The organism is Microcoleus sp. BROC3 (assembly GCF_036702515.1).
GTDB lineage: Bacteria > Cyanobacteriota > Cyanobacteriia > Cyanobacteriales > Microcoleaceae > Microcoleus.
Genome location: NZ_JAUBTQ010000001.1, coordinates 88,419 through 105,163 on the forward strand (window position 1 = coordinate 88,419; position 16,745 = coordinate 105,163).

The 16,745-nt window shown below is 44.5% G+C and carries 12 protein-coding genes; 9 read left to right on the forward strand and 3 right to left on the reverse strand.

Annotation, left to right across the window (positions count from 1 at the left end):
* Nucleotides 1–37 precede the first annotated feature (37 nt).
* Nucleotides 38–787, forward strand: a complete 750-nt coding sequence (locus QUB30_RS00455) for a pentapeptide repeat-containing protein (RefSeq protein ID WP_333327481.1) — start codon at nt 38–40, stop codon at nt 785–787.
* A gap of 148 nt (nt 788–935) precedes the next feature.
* Here the strand turns inward: QUB30_RS00455 and QUB30_RS00460 are convergent, their stop codons facing one another.
* The 3 genes from QUB30_RS00460 to QUB30_RS00470 all read right to left on the reverse strand — a co-directional run bounded on the left by QUB30_RS00460 (nt 936) and on the right by QUB30_RS00470 (nt 2,315).
* Nucleotides 936–1,136 (reverse strand): hypothetical protein, encoded by a 201-nt coding sequence (locus QUB30_RS00460; RefSeq protein ID WP_333327485.1) that lies wholly within the window; start codon nt 1,134–1,136, stop codon nt 936–938.
* A 609-nt stretch (nt 1,137–1,745) separates the two neighbouring features.
* The gene (locus QUB30_RS00465; protein WP_333327488.1) at nt 1,746–1,943 is read right to left on the reverse strand and encodes a hypothetical protein; all 198 of its coding nucleotides are present in this window, start codon (nt 1,941–1,943) and stop codon (nt 1,746–1,748) included.
* Between the two features lie 180 nt (nt 1,944–2,123).
* The gene (locus QUB30_RS00470) at nt 2,124–2,315 is read right to left on the reverse strand and encodes a hypothetical protein (RefSeq protein ID WP_333327491.1); all 192 of its coding nucleotides are present in this window, start codon (nt 2,313–2,315) and stop codon (nt 2,124–2,126) included.
* A gap of 1,344 nt (nt 2,316–3,659) precedes the next feature.
* Here QUB30_RS00470 and QUB30_RS00475 point away from each other — a divergent pair.
* The 8 genes from QUB30_RS00475 (at nt 3,660) to QUB30_RS00510 (ending at nt 16,670) form a co-directional block, all read left to right on the forward strand.
* Nucleotides 3,660–3,839 carry a hypothetical protein gene (locus QUB30_RS00475; RefSeq protein WP_333327495.1) on the forward strand — a complete coding sequence of 60 codons (180 nt, stop codon included), beginning with the start codon at nt 3,660–3,662 and terminating at the stop codon, nt 3,837–3,839.
* Nucleotides 3,840–4,561: 722 nt separating this feature from the next.
* A complete protein-coding gene (locus tag QUB30_RS00480; RefSeq protein ID WP_333327498.1) occupies nt 4,562–4,819 on the forward strand; it encodes a hypothetical protein in 258 nt (85 codons plus the stop codon).
* 255 nt (nt 4,820–5,074) lie between these two features.
* A complete protein-coding gene (locus tag QUB30_RS00485) occupies nt 5,075–5,935 on the forward strand; it encodes a calcium-binding protein (RefSeq protein WP_333327501.1) in 861 nt (286 codons plus the stop codon).
* 278 nt (nt 5,936–6,213) lie between these two features.
* The gene (locus QUB30_RS00490; protein WP_333327504.1) at nt 6,214–9,018 is read left to right on the forward strand and encodes a tetratricopeptide repeat protein; all 2,805 of its coding nucleotides are present in this window, start codon (nt 6,214–6,216) and stop codon (nt 9,016–9,018) included.
* A 24-nt stretch (nt 9,019–9,042) separates the two neighbouring features.
* On the forward strand, nt 9,043–13,137 hold the full coding sequence (locus tag QUB30_RS00495) for a tetratricopeptide repeat protein (protein WP_333327507.1): 4,095 nt from the start codon (nt 9,043–9,045) through the stop codon (nt 13,135–13,137).
* Nucleotides 13,127–15,019 (forward strand): tetratricopeptide repeat protein, encoded by a 1,893-nt coding sequence (locus tag QUB30_RS00500; protein ID WP_333327511.1) that lies wholly within the window; start codon nt 13,127–13,129, stop codon nt 15,017–15,019. Before QUB30_RS00495 ends, QUB30_RS00500 begins: the two co-directional genes overlap by 11 nt.
* A gap of 42 nt (nt 15,020–15,061) precedes the next feature.
* Nucleotides 15,062–15,703 (forward strand): Uma2 family endonuclease, encoded by a 642-nt coding sequence (locus QUB30_RS00505; protein ID WP_333327514.1) that lies wholly within the window; start codon nt 15,062–15,064, stop codon nt 15,701–15,703.
* 232 nt (nt 15,704–15,935) lie between these two features.
* Nucleotides 15,936–16,670: a glutathione peroxidase gene (locus QUB30_RS00510; protein ID WP_333327957.1), complete on the forward strand. Its 735-nt coding sequence runs from the start codon at nt 15,936–15,938 to the stop codon at nt 16,668–16,670.
* Nucleotides 16,671–16,745 lie beyond the last annotated feature (75 nt).

The window sequence follows — 16,745 nt, forward strand, 5'->3', positions numbered from 1 at the left end:
TATCAAAGATATTATTAAGTATTTGGGGGGCAATGACATGAATGCAGACGAACTTCTCAGACGGTATGCAGCCGGAGAACGGGTTTTTCACAAAGTAGACCTGAGCGGTGCCAATATGTCAAGGACTAATTTGCGCGATATTGACCTGAGTCAAGCTAATTTAAAAGGTGCAAATTCCATCGGCCTCACCCTCTACAGAGCCAATCTGTATCAAGCAGATATCAGCCAAGCCAACCTCTCCCAAGCCAACCTCATGTCCGCTAATTTCGGCGAATGCGAGGCGGTGGGAGCGAACTTGAGCGGAGCCATTTTGCGGAGTGTCCTGCTCACCGCAGCCAATTTAACGGGGGCGAGTCTCAGGGGTGCAGACATGAGAGATGCAAACCTTCAGCGGGCAATTTTGATTCAAGTTTATGCAGTTAACGCTAACTTGCAAGGTGCAAACTTGACAGAAGTAAAACTTTGCGGAATTAACCTCAGCAAAGCAAATTTAACCGATGCCAACTTAACACAAGCCGATCTCAGCGATGCTAATCTAACTCAAGTAAATCTGAGTTGGGCAAATTTGACCGAAGCAAATCTCGAAAAAGCGGATTTGAAGGGAGCCGATTTGAGCGGAGCTAACTTGAGCTGTGCAAATCTCCATCTAGCAGATTTGAGCGGAGTTTCTCTCAAGGGAGCAAATCTCCGGGGAGCAAACTTGCATCAAGCAAATTTGCGCGGGACAAATTTAAATGAAGCGAATCTGAGAGAGGCGATGATGCCTGACGGCAAAATCTCTGAGTAAATAAGCTGCAAAACAGAAGTTAAAACTGAAGGGTGCTTGTAGCGCACCCTACATTTAGCGTAATTCCTGATTTTTTTAAGGGGATTTAATTCGGCCTTCATGTGACAGTCCATTTAAAGAGGAGTGGCAAAAATTTGGGGGCCACAGTTTACGTTACAACTTTCAGCCAGCCCCGGCGAACGGCGTGGAGCAAGCGGTTGATGGCTGTGTGATCTTCTTCTGTAAGACAGTCATTTAACAGGGCTGTCTTGAGCTGTTCTCGGTGAGTGGCAGTCAGCAGACCGGAGTGATATACCTGAAAGACTAGCTCTGCAATAGTAAATTGAGGTAAAAACGTTTGGGTCATCATCTGTTTTTTTTTACTGACTTTTGACAGTATTGACTGATTTCCCCAACATTTATGTGATTCAACTACGCGAGTAAATGTGATCGATTGGGTCTTAATTGGTGATTTGTGTCAGCCTGAGTAGGGTATCGAATGTTTCCTCGATCGCCCTGCGACTCAGAACACAAACCCCGTCATGATTCCTCGGTTTTGGCAACTCCGAAATCTCTACTTTTTGTCTAGATACTTTGACAAAAAAATTAATATTTATTTATTTATTAATAGATTGCTAGTGGCGGGTAATTAATGACTGCTAACTAAATAGATCCACTTAATTAAACGTAAAACTTTTACGGTGTTCAGACATCCGTTTTGGTTGCATTTACTGAATGTCTGGGTGGGGGTTTTTCCGTGTATCTACTTAATTACTGGTGACTACAGGCTACTGACTGCTGACTGCTTCATATCAAAAATCCCGGCTTCTTCAAGGAACCGGGTTCGAGCGTTGCGATCGCTGCACAATTTTTTGTTGAGAAGGTTAATGGAGCGACACACTCGCGGAAATCTGATTGCTGGCGAAGCTTTACAGGAAAGAAAGTAGAAATACCGATCTCAACTGCCTGTGTCAGAGGACTAATCGGAAATCCTGACCCATCCGCGACGGATGGCGTGAAGCAGGCGGTTCACTGCATCTCGATCCTCGGCGCTGAGAGCGCTTTCGCAGATGGCGCGCAGTCTGTGGCTTTGAGTGCGAGTCAGATTGCCTGAATGGGTGACTTGATAAAACAGTTCAGCGATCGCACGATCGGATTTTAAACTCAGAACTTGCATGAAATCTCGTTGAACTCGACGATTATAATATCGAGCATTTGACAATAGAGTAGGGTGATTGCAGTCGGCTAAGCTGTGCGATCGTTCTTGGCTCGACTTGTGACCGAAGTCTGCGATTATACGTGAGTTAAATCACACAGAACGAGAGACCTCGATCGCGGTGTGATTGCGGCGGTAGCCTCATGGGACTAAACCTCGAAAACTTCTGAACCCAAGATTTTGAGCGCCCCGCGCCACTGCGCAGCGGGATGGCGTCGGTTCGACATCGCAGGCTATGGACTCGGAAAGCTGTGAAACTTTGAGTTTTCGACAGTTGCAGCCGAGGGCCGAAAGTGGCGATCGGCGAGCCGCACCCTGAGATACAATAATCATAAATGCTTCTATCCCATCTGTAAGCAGGCAGGTAAAACAATGATAATTATTAGCTACTTTTCGATTTCCTTAATCGTTTTTCTTGTTTGGTTCAAAAGTTTTTGGAACGATAAGGCTACATCTAAAAAAGACTTGATATCTTGGATAGCCTTAGTAATTGGCCCTCTGGCTTGGCCTGTTGTTCTGCCCCTATCCCTTTTGCAAATTACCAGCAAAAAGTCGGTTGTACAAACAGCTCAAGGCGAGCAAAAAATATAATAAATGGTGGAAGTAACTGACTCAAGCACAGTCGGTTATCTCGTCATAAAATATCCCCAGTGCCTCGCTCGTCGCAGCGAGTAAATCATCTTGTTTTTTAACGGTAAAAATTGGCACTTAGAAGGTATAATTAAATAAAACTTCTGAATCTCCCAACAGTATTTTTTGACCACGAATTTCAAAGGTGGTACCCGCCACGTGATTTATCCGTGGAATCAATCCAAAATCGAAAATCGAAAATCCTCAAGCCCCCGCATTTATCGGTGGGGTCAATCTAAAATCTCAAATCTAAAATCTCAAATCGATTGACCGCTCTCACATTGTGCTTTCTGCTTTTTGACGCCTACTTTTATTGTGTCACATCGTGATTTAAGGCTGGTGCTGAGTCAACATTGTCAGACCAAATTTGTCCGACAGCGACCGCAACATTTGTTTAAATAAAAAATTATCTGCCACCTGTACCAGATCAAACTTAATACGCAATGTAAGTAGGGCGGTACGAAAAAAAATAATATCTTCTAGGGGCGGGTTAAAAGAATATTTTTAAAAGCCGGCAGTTTATTGCTGGACTCAGCCGCCCTCCATTCTGATAGGTCGGTTTATTTTCACCTACCTACTTAACACGGTCTGTTGCTTGCAAAAGTATAACTTTAGACATATTTCAGCATTTCGTTGACCAACTGAATAAGTTTTATGACTTCCGGCTACTCCGTACCATTTATCGAATTTGAGAAAATCCTTGCTAGCTGCGGATAAATAGATATAATCTTTGCCCTGCAAGCATTTGAGGCTATTTTGTTTCAAATTGTAGCAGCTACCCACAGGAAATTGTAGAGTTTGATATCGCCCAAATTGCCGAACTCTTACCCCAGTTAGATACACAAGTAAAGGCAGAGACTGCAATATGAAATAGGCAACAATCAATCTTTCAAATCTCAAGCAGGACTTGTTTTATGCGATCGGGCATCAAGAGTTCATAAGGCGATCGAGCGGAGTTTTTAGAGGTGTTGGGTTTTTGGGAACTTCTCAAAAAAAGTGCCGTCACTGTATCAAACTTTGCTATTTGCACAAAAAGTAGGAGTAAAAATGAACCAAGTGTCTGAAAAGCCAATTTATCGAATTCTTAATGTAGTGTCGCTGCTAGCGCTGACCTACTACGCAGCTACTTCTATCAATTATATTTTCGAGGGCGACCCTCACATCTACAGCTACGACAGCCAGAGCAATTCCAATGGGTCAACATCGCAACTTGAAGCACACCGCTAGGGGGAATAGTGCAGCTTGTTTATGAATACCGAACCAAATTTCCGGAAAATTGCTAATTGTTAATGAGCAGCTCGAAGTTAACAATTAGCAAGAAGATATTTGGTTAAAACAAAATATTGTTAAGTTAAATTGTCAAATCTAATTATATAAAAACTTACAAAGGGTCGGGGTTACCTGTCACCCTCAAGAGTCGCTGGACGGCGATCGAAGATTTCTCTGTTTTACATTGTGTCGCAAACCAACAGCAAATTAAGATGCGCTGCTGCTTATTCTCAGCTTTGAGAGTACCGTCAGAACTCTAGCGGGCCACGCAAAATCCCAAATTCATCACACAAGCGCTGGATAGTCTGGATGGATGCCGCTCATAGCTGAAATCAGCTATTTTGGTTGAAAAACCGGGTTGTTTCGAGAAAATCTGCCGTCGATCGGGAGGGATATCGCAGTCCTGGACGCAAAAACCCGGTTGATGCACGTAATTTGGTCATATACCCTCGAACTTGACAACGAGAAACCGGGTTTTTTGCGGAAGCGTGCGTCCAGGACTGTATAGGTTAAAAAATCAAGGTGATCGGCCTCAAGATTGGGTTCAAGAGTGTGTTGGAGATAAGTAAATTGCCACTAAAAGCGGTAACTCCAGCAGCTTAAATCGCTTTATAGGGCTAGGTTTGATTGAATACGACCCGCAAGTGCGCGGGCTTGCTTTGAAAGCCAGCTAAAAAATTTTGATTTCTGGGGAACTATTAGCGGAACTCAAAAGTCTGGTCAACCAGAGTATACTGAAAAATCGCAACTCAGTTACAGCCCGTTTGCGGGCGATCGAACTCTCCGGCGGCGATCGACAGTTGCCAACGACTGCGGTGGAACTTCTCAATCTTGAGAGTATACTCCCATTAAAAATGGTCTCTGTGTGTTTTCCGGCTATTGTTGAAAAAATGACTAGCCACACCGACCGTCAGTATGGTAAACTCACAAGCGTTTAACTGGAATATTTTCGTGTTAGAGGAGGCAGTGGTGGAGTCGAGAGTCAAAAGCAGGAAAAAACCGATATTTGCTGCTCAACGAATACAGGATTCAACTCGCGCTCCCAGGCTCGCTGCTGACAATTTAAATTACATGACAGCTTATAGCAGCCGGGTTAACTAGGGTCTCAACCGATGTCCGGTTTCATTTATTGAATCCCTTTGGAGGGAAAAGTGTATTGTAGAAAAATGATTGATCTTTTAGGAGGAGTGTAAATGACACAGGTAACTAATCCAACACAACCAGCAAGTTCACTAGCTGGAGGTGCCGGTGGCGGTGGCTTTACTGTTATCGGTACCCAAGGCGACAACAGGTTGAACGGCAGCCCCAGCAGCGATATCATCCAGACTTTTGCGGGCAATGATGTCGTCGTCGGTGGCGGTGGCGACGACCAGATTTATACCGGCGGCGGAAATGACAGTATCGGCGGCGGCGACGGCAACGATAATATATTCTCAGGCAGCGGCGCCGATGTGGTAGCTGGCGGCGGCGGCGACGACAGGATATTTGCCGGTAAAGGTGATGACCTCGTAGACGGTGGCGAGGGCAATGACTTAATTTCTGGCGACAGAGGCAACGACACCGTACTCGGTGGAGGTGGCATCGACAGCCTCTACGGCGGCCAAGGCAGCGATATTGTCGGCGGCGGCAGCGGCAACGACAGCCTCTACGGCGGTAAAGAAAACGATACTGTCAATGGTGGCGAGGGCAATGACTTTATCTCTGGCGACAGAGGCAGCGATGTCCTGACTGGTGGTGCTGGCAGCGATACGTTCTACTTCTTCTCCAGCGGTGGCGATTACGGTGTAGACACGATCACTGACTTTACCCCAGGCGAAGATAAGATCCGCTTGAAGCAGGGCGGTGTGTTCGCTGGTTTGGGCAGCACGTTCGAGGCGAGCGAGTTTGTGGTCGATGCTAGTTTCACCGGCACCCCAACAGCAGCCACGACGAACAAGTTGGTCTACAACCCAACAAGCGGTTTGCTGTACTTCAACGGCGGCAACGGAGTGCTAACTGTTGCTCAGTTGCAGACAGGCCTGACGATTACCTCGAACAACTTCGAGTTGTTCTAAAACAACTGGCTGTTGTGGGGCGGCACCGGATAAGATTCGGGGCTGTTCTCACAAAGCCGGTAGTTTTAAAGGATTTCAACCTCACTCTGCCACAAGCGGGGTGAGGTTGAAATATTCAATGCAGGAACTGAAGCAGGGGCAGTCAAAAAAAATCGATCGACAGTTATTGATAAAATTAATCGATAGCCCGATCGGGCAAAATATAAATACAAAGTTTTTAAATTAGAATTTCTAGGTTTTACTGAAGCGGTAAAGAAACCGCAACTGCACCGCGAGCAATGAGCACTGAAGAATATATCCGGCAAGCCCAAATTTATTTGAACCGGGGGAAGTTAACTGAGGCGATCGAGTTTTGCAAAAAGGCGATCGAACTTCAACCGTTTTCGCCTACGGCTTACACGACTTTAGGCGAAATTCTCGAAGCTCAAGGCGATCCGACGGCGGCAAGAGACGCTTTTGTGCAAGCTTTGGAGATTTCGCCCCAGTTTTTTCTGGCTCATGCTTATTTGGGTCAACTTTACAGCGACTATGCGTGGCTGGATGAAGCGGTTTTTCACTACCGACAAGCTCTGGATTTGAAACCAGATTGGGCGGAACTTCATTATAACTTGGGAAATATTTTTCACAAGCAGGGTAATTTGTTGGGGGCGATCGACTGTTACCGAAATGCGATCGCCAAAAAACCCGATTATCTCGATGCTTTCTACAATCTGGCTGTGGTTTTAGATGAAAATAGTCAGCTCGAAGCGGCAATGGATACCTACCGACAGGCTATCGCTCTGAAGCCGGATTACGTGGAAGCTTACAGCAATCTGGGTGTGATTTTGCTCAAGGAAGATCGGGCTGCTGAGGCGATCGAAGTTTACCAGCGGGCGATCGAGATTAAGCCGGATTGGGCGACGCTGCACAATAATTTGGGTCAAGCCTTGCTGGACAAAAGTCCGGAAAGGGCGATCGCATCTTACCTCACAGCTATTGAGTTGGAGCCGGACATGGTTTTGGCTCACTATAATCTGGGGAAAGCGTGGCAATTACAGGGGGAACATTCGGCGGCTCTTGCTTGTTTCGATCGCGCGATCGAGATCAATTCCGACTATATTTCGGGCTATACAGACGCCGGGTTTTCTTTGATGGTTTTGGGCAAAATTGCGGAAGCCATGCCTTATTTTGAGCGAGCAATAGCTTTGAGGCCTGATTTTGTTGAGGCATACTGCCGCTTGGGAGACAGGCGCAGATTTGCGGCGGTAGAAGATGATGAATTGTCAAGGGCGATCGCTGCGTGCGATCGATTTCTCACAGCACTAACTGGAAGGAAGAAGGAAGAAGGAAGAGGGAAGAAGGAAGACAAAGAAACTATTCCCAATGCCCAATGCCCAATGCCCAATGCCCAATCCCCAATCCCCAATGCCCCATTACCAATTGCTGAAATCTGCGATAATTTAGCCGAAATTTACTTGCATTTGGGAAATGCTTTAACAGAGTACGGCGGACACGAATCTGCCGCCGCTTATTATCAAAAAGCTTTGCAAATTCAGCCACAAAATGCAGAGATTTACTGTCGGCTGGGAAATTGCTTAGCCCAACAACAGCGGTTCAGCGCAGCAATTGCAGTTTACCGCATGGCTTTGACGATTCAACCTGCTTTACCGCAGGTTTATTTTGAGTTGGCAAAACTGCTGGAAAAACAGGGGCGCTGGGAACGGGCGATTGATTATTATCAAAAGGTTTTAGATCTGCAATTGCACGGGTATGGGGATCAGAAACAGTGGAAAAAAGACAGTTTTATTTCGCCCGATAGCACTTCTATAAAACCTCCTCACAGTATTTATTTATCGAGTTGGGATTGGCTGGTTAATGCTAAGTTGGATGCTGAGAATTATGTGGAAATATTTTGGAAATCTGCACCAGAAGCAAGGGCCGAAAATATTCCGAATTCCCAATTTGGGAGATCCAATTCCAAATTGGCTAATTCCGAGTGTGCCGGTTTAACTTGCGGGCTGTGTTTGCAGCGACTTTCTAAGTGGTTCGATCCGGTGCATTTGGGTTGGGGAGTGTGCCGTTTGTCCAACTCGCAACCGATACCTGTGCAGTCGCCCAAAACTTTTGTGGCTGCAATTCCCAACGGGCGAGTTTGGATTGTGCCGCAGGAAAATTATTGGCTGATTTGCAAGGCGATCGCTGTAATTACTCCTGACAATTATTTGTTGGGTGATGTGTCGAGAGATTATCCGGGCTTTTTACCTGGATGCGAAAAGCATGATATTAGAAAACACAGCGTTTTTAATTTAGAATCATTCCCGCCTCTCAAGCAAATTGACGGCAGAGTGGCGGTGCTTTCTGGTTTGTCTGGAAATGTCTATTTTCACTGGATGGTTGACGTTTTGCCGAGGATAGAATTGCTGCGGCACAGCGGTAGGGATTTGGCGGAAATTGATTGGTTTTTGGTGAATAGTTGTCAGCACCAATTTCAGGGGGAAAGTCTGAGAATTTTGGGGATTCCCGAAGAAAAAGTCTTGGAGAGCGATCGCTTGCCTCACATACAAGCAACAGAGTTAATTGTGCCGTCTTTTGCGGGATATTTGGGCTGGCCTTCTGGGTGGGCGATGGATTTTTTGAGGCGCGAGTTTCTCAAGGGAATTCTACCTAGTTCGAGCTATCCGAAACGCATTTATATCAGTCGCAGCAAAGCAAGATATCGACGAGTTTTGAACGAGGAAGATGTGGTTGAGGTTTTGGAGAAATTTGGCTTTGTTTCTATTTTACCTGAGTCGATGTCTTTGGCAGAGCAAATTGCTCATTTTTACCACGCTCAGGTGATAGTGGCAGCCCACGGCAGCGGCTTGACAAATACGATTTTTAGTCGCCAGGGAACTAAAGTAATTGAGTTAGTGTCGCCTCACTATATCAGCCATTATTACTGGGGAATCAGTCAATATTTGCAGTTGGAACATTACTTTTTAACGGGCGAGGCTTTTGAATGCTATCCTATTAGACAGTTGATGTATCAGAATTCCCTGACTGAGGATATTTTGGTGAACTTGAGTTCGCTGAAAAAGATGGTTGAAGTGGTGGGTTTGGGTTAGTTGGTGTCTGGAGCAAGTTTAATTATGCCCTCGATTGAGAAGATGGAAAAGGCAGCGGTTGATTTGAGTCGGCAAGCAGAAGTTTATTTAGCCGAAGGAAAGTTGAATGAGGCAGTTGCTGCTTGCGAGTCAGCGTTGAAAATTGAACCGAATTTGGCGACAGCTTGCCAGACGCTGGGAAAGGTGATGCAGGTGCGAGGGGAAATCGAGCAAGCTAAGCAGTGGTATGAATCGGCAATCGATCGCAATCCAAATTTGCCGGAAGTTTATGCTAATCTCGGCAGTTTGTATTCTCAGGGGAAACAGTGGGAAAAGGCGATCGTAAATTGTGAAAAAGCAATTTCGCTAGCGCCGAATTTTGCTGCTGTTTATCGGCAGTTGGCGAGAATTTGGACGCAGTTAGAGAAGCGAGAAGAGGCGGCAGACTGTTGGTATCAAGCTTTTAATATCGAGCCGAATTGGGCAACTGCTGAGGAAAACGTCACTCTGGGAAATAGTTTGGTTGAATTGGGAAAGTTCGATCGTGCTATTGAGTGTTATTCGCGGGCAATTAAGTTAAACCCGAAGCTGGCAATCGCTTATCACAATCTAGGAGAAATGCTGGTTGGTCAGAAGCGGTGGGAGGAGGCGATCGCCAATTACCGACAAGCCATTGCCATCAATCCAAATTCGTTTGAATCTTACCACAGTTTGGGTAAAACTTGGGCGGAGCGAGGAGAATTCGATCGGGCGATCGCCTGTTACAACAAAAGCCTCGAACTCAACCCAAAATACGCTCGTGCTTACGTGGGTTTAGGTAATGTTTTCGCGCAAAAACAGGACTTTGATGCAGCAATTAAATGTTACCGTCAGACTCTGGAAATTAATGATAATTCCTACTGGGCATACAATTGCTTAGGGGACGCTTTGGCTCAAAAACAACTGTGGCCAGAAGCTATTAGTTGCTACCGCAAAGCTATTGAAATAAATCCAAATATTCCTTGGTTTTATGTGAATTTGGGAATAGCCTTCACCTGCGAACAATCCTGGGATGAAGCTGTGGCTGCTTTCCTGCACGCGGTTCAGATGGAGGCGAATTTGACGGGAATTAATCAGCGGTTGGGATATGTTTTGCGGAAGCGGAGCGAATCTGGTTTAGACATCACAATCGCAACTTATTGTCAATCTATTGAGGTACTTGCAAGCGGGAAAAATTACCACAAATTGCTGGGAATTGAGTTAGATGGAGCGGAATTTTATATAAATTTAGGCAATAGTTTAGCAAAACAGAAGCAGTTGGAAGGCGCGATCGTATTTTATAGCATGGCACTGCAAATTGAACCCAATGCTGCAGAAGTTGTCGCCCAACTCAATGATGTTCGGGCGAAACAACAGGAGTTGTACGCACAAATTGCCGCTTACCGCCGCCAAATAGAAATCGAGCCGATCAATTCTAAACCTTACAACGATTTAGGAAATATTTTACCGCAATTAGGCGAATTAGAAGAAGCAATTATTTGCCACCAAAAAGCGAGCGAATTGAGGGGTTGGCCTGAGTGTGCGGCGAAAGATTATCAATTTACCCAAGATTGGTTTACCCACAATATTCCTATTTGGCAACGGCATTTGCAGCAATTTACCGGAATTGCGGATTTTCAAGTTGTGGAAATCGGCAGTTTTCAGGGAATGTCTGCTTGCTGGCTGCTGGATAATATTTTAACTCATCCGACGGCAAAGATTACTTGTATTGATTTGTATTTTCAACAACATTTTAAGGGCAATATTGTTAAAACGGGAGCAGCAGATCGGGTAATTGAATTAGAAGGTTACTCTCAAGATTTGTTAATTAATTTGGCTTCGGAATATTACGATGTTGCTTACATTGACGGCTGTCACAAACCTACCAGTGCTCTGCAAGATGCGATTTTATCTTGGAGGTTGGTGAAAGTTGGGGGATTGATGGTTTTTGATGATTACGAGTTTACGTTTCCCGACAGCCCGGAGCAAGATACTAAAATTGGGATAGATGTTTTTTTGGAGATGTTTGGAAGTCAGTTAGAAGTTGTACACAAAGGCTATCAACTGATTGTTAAAAAAATCGGCAATCAAAGTTTGGGCGAAGAGCAAACTCTGTTGTCTCTGGGTTGGGAAAAGTTGGGGGATATTGCAACGAATTCCGGTTATTTGGATGAGGCGATAGCCCGCTATCAAACAGCTATTAAAATAAAGTCTGGCAACTACTTAACTTACCAAAAGTTGGGTAAAAGTTTGCAAAAAAAAGAACTATTTGACGAAGCTAGGGCAGCTTACCAACAGGCGATCGCACTCAACCCTCATTTTAGTTGGGCTTACCACTTTTTGGGGGAAACTTTGCAGGCGATTGAGCAACACGAGGAAGCGGCTTCTGCTTACCGCAAAGCTATTGAGTTAAATCCAGATTTTTGTTGGACTTACAACAATTTAGGCGATGTGCTGATGGAGCTTTCTGAGTGTGAGGAAGCTGCTGTTGCTTACCGCAAGTTAGTTGAACTTAATCCCGATTTCTGTTGGTCCTACGAGAGATTAGGTAGGGCTTTGGTTGCACTGAAAAATTGGGAAGAAGCGGCGGCGGCTTACCGCAAAGCTATTGAATTAAACCCCAATGATTGTTGGCTGTACAATAGTTTGGGGGAAGTTCTGGAATCACAAGAAAATTGGTTTGAAGCAGCAGGGGCTTTTGATCGTGCTATTGAGCTAGAACCCGATCATAGTTGGCTGTACAAAAAGTTGGGTGATGCACTGCGGAATCAAGGGGAATTAGAAAGGGCGATCGCCATTTACGAAAAAGGCATCAATCTCGAACCCAAATCCTGCTGGTGTTACGAAGGATTGGGTTTGAGTTTTCTTGCAAAACAGCAGTGGGAACCTGGAATCACTAATTTAGTTCAAGCCCTGCAAATTAAACCGGATTTGTTTGAAGCTTACGATAATATAGGTTATGCTCTAGAACAACAAGGAGAAGTCGATGAGAGCGATCTGGCAAAATGCAGTAATCAAAATTTACCCTTAAGTATTCTCAAAAAATACTGCGGATTTACAGAAGATTTGACCGTTGCACCAGAATCAAATCCTAACCTCACCTGCATTGACATCCATCCTGCGAGTCAAATCAATTTATCTGATTCCAAAACAATCGATAGCAGCCGTAGATTCTGGGAACATCAAAGTCATTCAAGAAAAGCTTTTGTTGCCGTCTTGCCAAAAGGAAGAGCTTGGGCAGATGTTGTGACTAGCGCCGTCATTACTTCAGAAAATAAACTTGTTGCTGACATTTCAATGGGTTGTGCGGAATTGGTAATCACTTCCGACAAATTGCCTCCCGCTGAACACGTCGATGGAAATGTGGCTTTTTTATCTGCTCGCTGGGGTGGAGCAGCTTATTTTCATTGGATGTTTGATGTGATTACGCGATTTGACCTTTTGCAGCGGAGCGGATTGATAGAAACTATAGATAAGTTTGTTGTCAATGCCTCGGATTCTTCCTATCAAGCAGAAACTTTAAATACTTTAGGAATTTCTCAAGATAAACTTTTAGAAAGTCGCTGCAATTTACACATTACAGCAGATAAATTAATAGTTCCGTCAATATCTTATAACGGATCGGGAGCTGTTTCTAAATGGAAGTGTGAATACCTCAAACAGACATTTTTAAAGGAACAACAGCCACTAAACACAGACTATTCAGAGCGAATTTATATCAGCCGGCAACAAGCATCCTATAGGCGAATCGTCAACGATGAAGAAGTAATTAAATACTTAGAAAAATTTGGGTTTCGCAGTGTCAAATTGGAAACAATGTCTGTAGCGGAACAAGCATCGTGTTTGGCTGCTGCTAAAGTAGTTGTCGCACCTCACGGAGGTGGATTGACTAATCTAGTTTTTTGCAATCCAGGAACTAAGGTAATTGAGATTTTTTCTCCCCTTTACGTTCCGTATTGTTATTGGATGATTAGCAATTTATGCGGTTTGGAACATTACTATTTAATTGGCGATTTGGTTGATGATGGAACTCCGATCAAACCCTTACATAAAGATATGCAGTTGAATTTGAAATCGCTGGAAAAATTAATGACTGTTGCAGGAGTTTTGCATGGACAATGACTACCACGATTTGGGTAATTCCCTGCAAGAAAGCGGTCAGTTCGATGAGGCTGTTGCTGCTTACAAACAAGCTATTGAATTAAATCCTAATTTTTCTTGGTCTTATCACAGTTTGGGCGATGTTTTGCAGAAACTTGAAAAATGGGAGGAAGCTGTCGCTGCTTACAAAAAAGCTGTTGAGTTAAATCCAGATTTTTCTTGGTCTTATCACAACCTGGGCGATGCTTTGCTGAAACTTCAGCAATGGGAAGAGGCTGCTGTTGCTTACCGCTGCGAGATTGCACTCAACTCGGATTTTGCTTGGTCTTTTTGCAATTTAGGCGATGCTTTAACTAAGCTAAAACAGTGGGATGAAGCTATCGCTACGTATTTAAAAGCTATTGAAATTGACGGAGATTTGCCGGGAATTTACGAGAAGTTGGGATACCCTCTCGGACAAACAGAGTCGGATTTAAATTTAGTGTTAGAACAATCTCAATTGCAAATTACACCGGAAAATTGGGAGTTTTATTTGCAGTTAGGAAAGAATTTAGCCAAGTACGATCGCCCAAAAAGCGCAATAATTATTTACAATTTGCTATTGACAAATATGCCGAGTAATGAAGGCAACTCAGCGAAATTAGAGGAGTTGTTGCAGCAGCAAGAAAAGTGCGTTAGCGAAGCCCTCGAAGAGGAGCGCGCATTAGCCTCATCTCGCGAAACTGTCACCCAAAAACCCGATGATTGCTGGTCTTATTACAATTTAGGTGCTGTTTTAAGCCACCAAAAATATTGGGAGGAAGCGGCGGCGGCATTTTTCCAAGCAATAGAAATAAATCCCGATCTTCCTTGGTGGTTTTATTACAATTTGTGGGAAGTTTTTCTTAAGCAGAATAAGCTAGATGAAGTTGAGAAGTTGTGCCGCCAAGTTGTTGCAGCTAAACCGGAGGCTTTTTGGCCTTATCTGAATTTGGGGGAAGCTTTGACGAGGCAAGGTAAAATTGCCGAGGCGATTGATTTTTATCGAACTGTCAGTTACAAACAAAGTTTTGCATCTCTTATCAGTAAGAGAACAGGCAAGATGCCTGTTCCACAAGAAGATACAGGCATCTTGCCTGTTCCACACGAAGATACAGGCAAGATGCCTGTTCCACAAAATTGGAACTTAAAACCAGTCAAAGTTCCTAACTTTATAATTATTGGTTGTCAGCGGTGCGGCACAACTTCTCTTTATACTTATTTAGCCCAACACCCGCAAATTTTGACTCCGATTAAAAAGGAGATGGATTTTTTCTCGTGGCACTTTGAGAGAGGGATTGATTGGTATTTGGCTCATTTTCCGCCAATGCCTCGGGGAGAGCAATTTGTAACTGGCGAAGCAAGTCCGAGCTATTTTGACTCTCGGGAAGCACCGGAACGTCTCTACAGCCTGTTTCCAGAGGCGAAACTGATTGTACTTTTGCGAAATCCGGTCGATCGGGCGATTTCTCAATTTTACCGCTTGACTGGCTTAAATTGGGAAGCGCGATCGCTCGATCGAGTAATTAGCGATGAAATTGAACGGTTGAGTCAAAATCCAGAATACATCATCGGCGAGGAACCGGGGAATTATTTAGCTCGCGGTAGGTACATAGAATTTATCAAAAAATGGCGGGCTTTCTTTCCCCGAGAACAGTTGTTAATTTTGAAAAGTGAAGATTTTTATGCAGGTGCGGCAGCTATAGTCCCGCAGGTTTTAGAATTTTTAGATTTGCCGGAATATCAATTGTCTGAGTACCAAAATGCTAATCCTGGTTCTTATCAGAGGGTAAATGAATCGGTTCGCGACAGGTTGAGCGATTATTTCCAACCTTACAATCAGGAATTAGAGGAATATTTGGGAAGGCAGTTTAATTGGGAATAAAGTTGAGCTAAGATTAGAACAACTTGTAAGGAGGTAATACCGATGCTGACGAGCGAGCTAGATACGCTACTTAAAGAACAAGCACTCCAACGCCAAGATCCTGAAGATCGCTACCTTACCGATAGCGCCAACTGGGAACAATACGAGACACTGCTGAATCGGATTGGAGATGCGGCAGGATATCGAGTTACTTATTTAGATGGAGTTTTGGAAATTATGTCGCCTTCTCGCCGCCATGAAAGTAGAAAAACTCGCATTGGAGATCTGCTGCTTATTTATTTTGTAGAAGCTGACATCGAATATTTTCCTTTTGGGTCTACAACTCTGCGACAAGAGGAAAAAAGTGGCGGTACGGAACCAGATGAAGCTTACTGTATTGGCACAGATAAAGAATTTCCCGATTTGGTAATTGAAGTGATTGTTACCAGTGGCAGCATCAATAAACTAGAACTGTATAGAAGATTGAATGTGCGAGAGGTTTGGTTCTGGCGAAATGACCGATTTTCTATCTACCATTTGCGAGAAGAAATTCCGGTTGAATTCGTGTCCAACTGCGGTTATGAATTAATCACACAAAGCGAATTGCTACCGGGAATTGATATCGATATGTTGACAGAATGTGTAAAAAATCCTCACCCGTTAGCAGCAGCAAAGGAATGGAGACAGAATTGCCGACCTACTTAAACAGCAAGTTTTAAATCTGCTAGCTGTCGCCAAGACAATGAACTGAGCTCGCGCGCGCCGCGAAATTGATTCGGACTATGATTCAAACTATCGTCGCAAAGACAATGAACTGAGCTCGCGCGCCCGCCCAAGTCCGAGAAAAAAACTCGCCTCCCCTTGACAACTCATACTCGTTATGAGTACGCTATAATAAGCAAAAGAATTGAACCTAAGTACCTAAAAATTTAAAATGATGCTGACGAACCAAGAAGGTCAAAGAGTACCCAAAGTCACCTTTCGCACTCGCAAAGACAACGAGTGGGTCGATGTCACCACCGATGATATATTTGCAGGTAAAACCGTAGTCGTCTTCTCGCTGCCTGGGGCTTTTACGCCCACTTGTTCGTCAACGCACCTCCCCGGTTACAATGAATTGGCCAAAGTTTTCAAAGAAAACGGCGTAGATGAAATCGTTTGTATTTCCGTCAACGACACCTTTGTGATGAACGAGTGGGCAAAAGACCAAGAATCAGACAATGTGACGTTAATTCCCGACGGTAACGGCGAATTTACTCAAGGCATGGGAATGCTGGTAGACAAAACAGATTTAGGCTTTGGCAAGCGGTCTTGGCGTTATTCGATGCTGGTAAAAGATGGCTTGGTTGACAAAATGTTTATTGAGCCTGATGAACCCGGAGACCCTTTCAAAGTGTCGGATGCCGAGACGATGCTCAACTACATCAACTCCGCAGCAGCGAAGCCGAAGGTAGTTTCGCTGTTTACAAAAATGGGCTGTCCCTTCTGCGCTAAGGCTAAGGCAATGCTGAGTCAAAAAGGCTTGGATTATGAAGAAATCGTCTTGGGCCGGGATATCACAACCCGCTCGCTCCGGGCTGTGACTGGGGCTACCACTGTGCCGCAAGTATTTATCGACGGCAAGTTGATCGGTGGTTCCGAAGACCTAGAGTCTTATTTGGCTGTTGCTTAGTTAAACACAAATACTTAACCTGCGGTGCGAAGTGCACGCCTTACTCGTTGTAGGGTGTGCAGTGTGCGTCTTTGC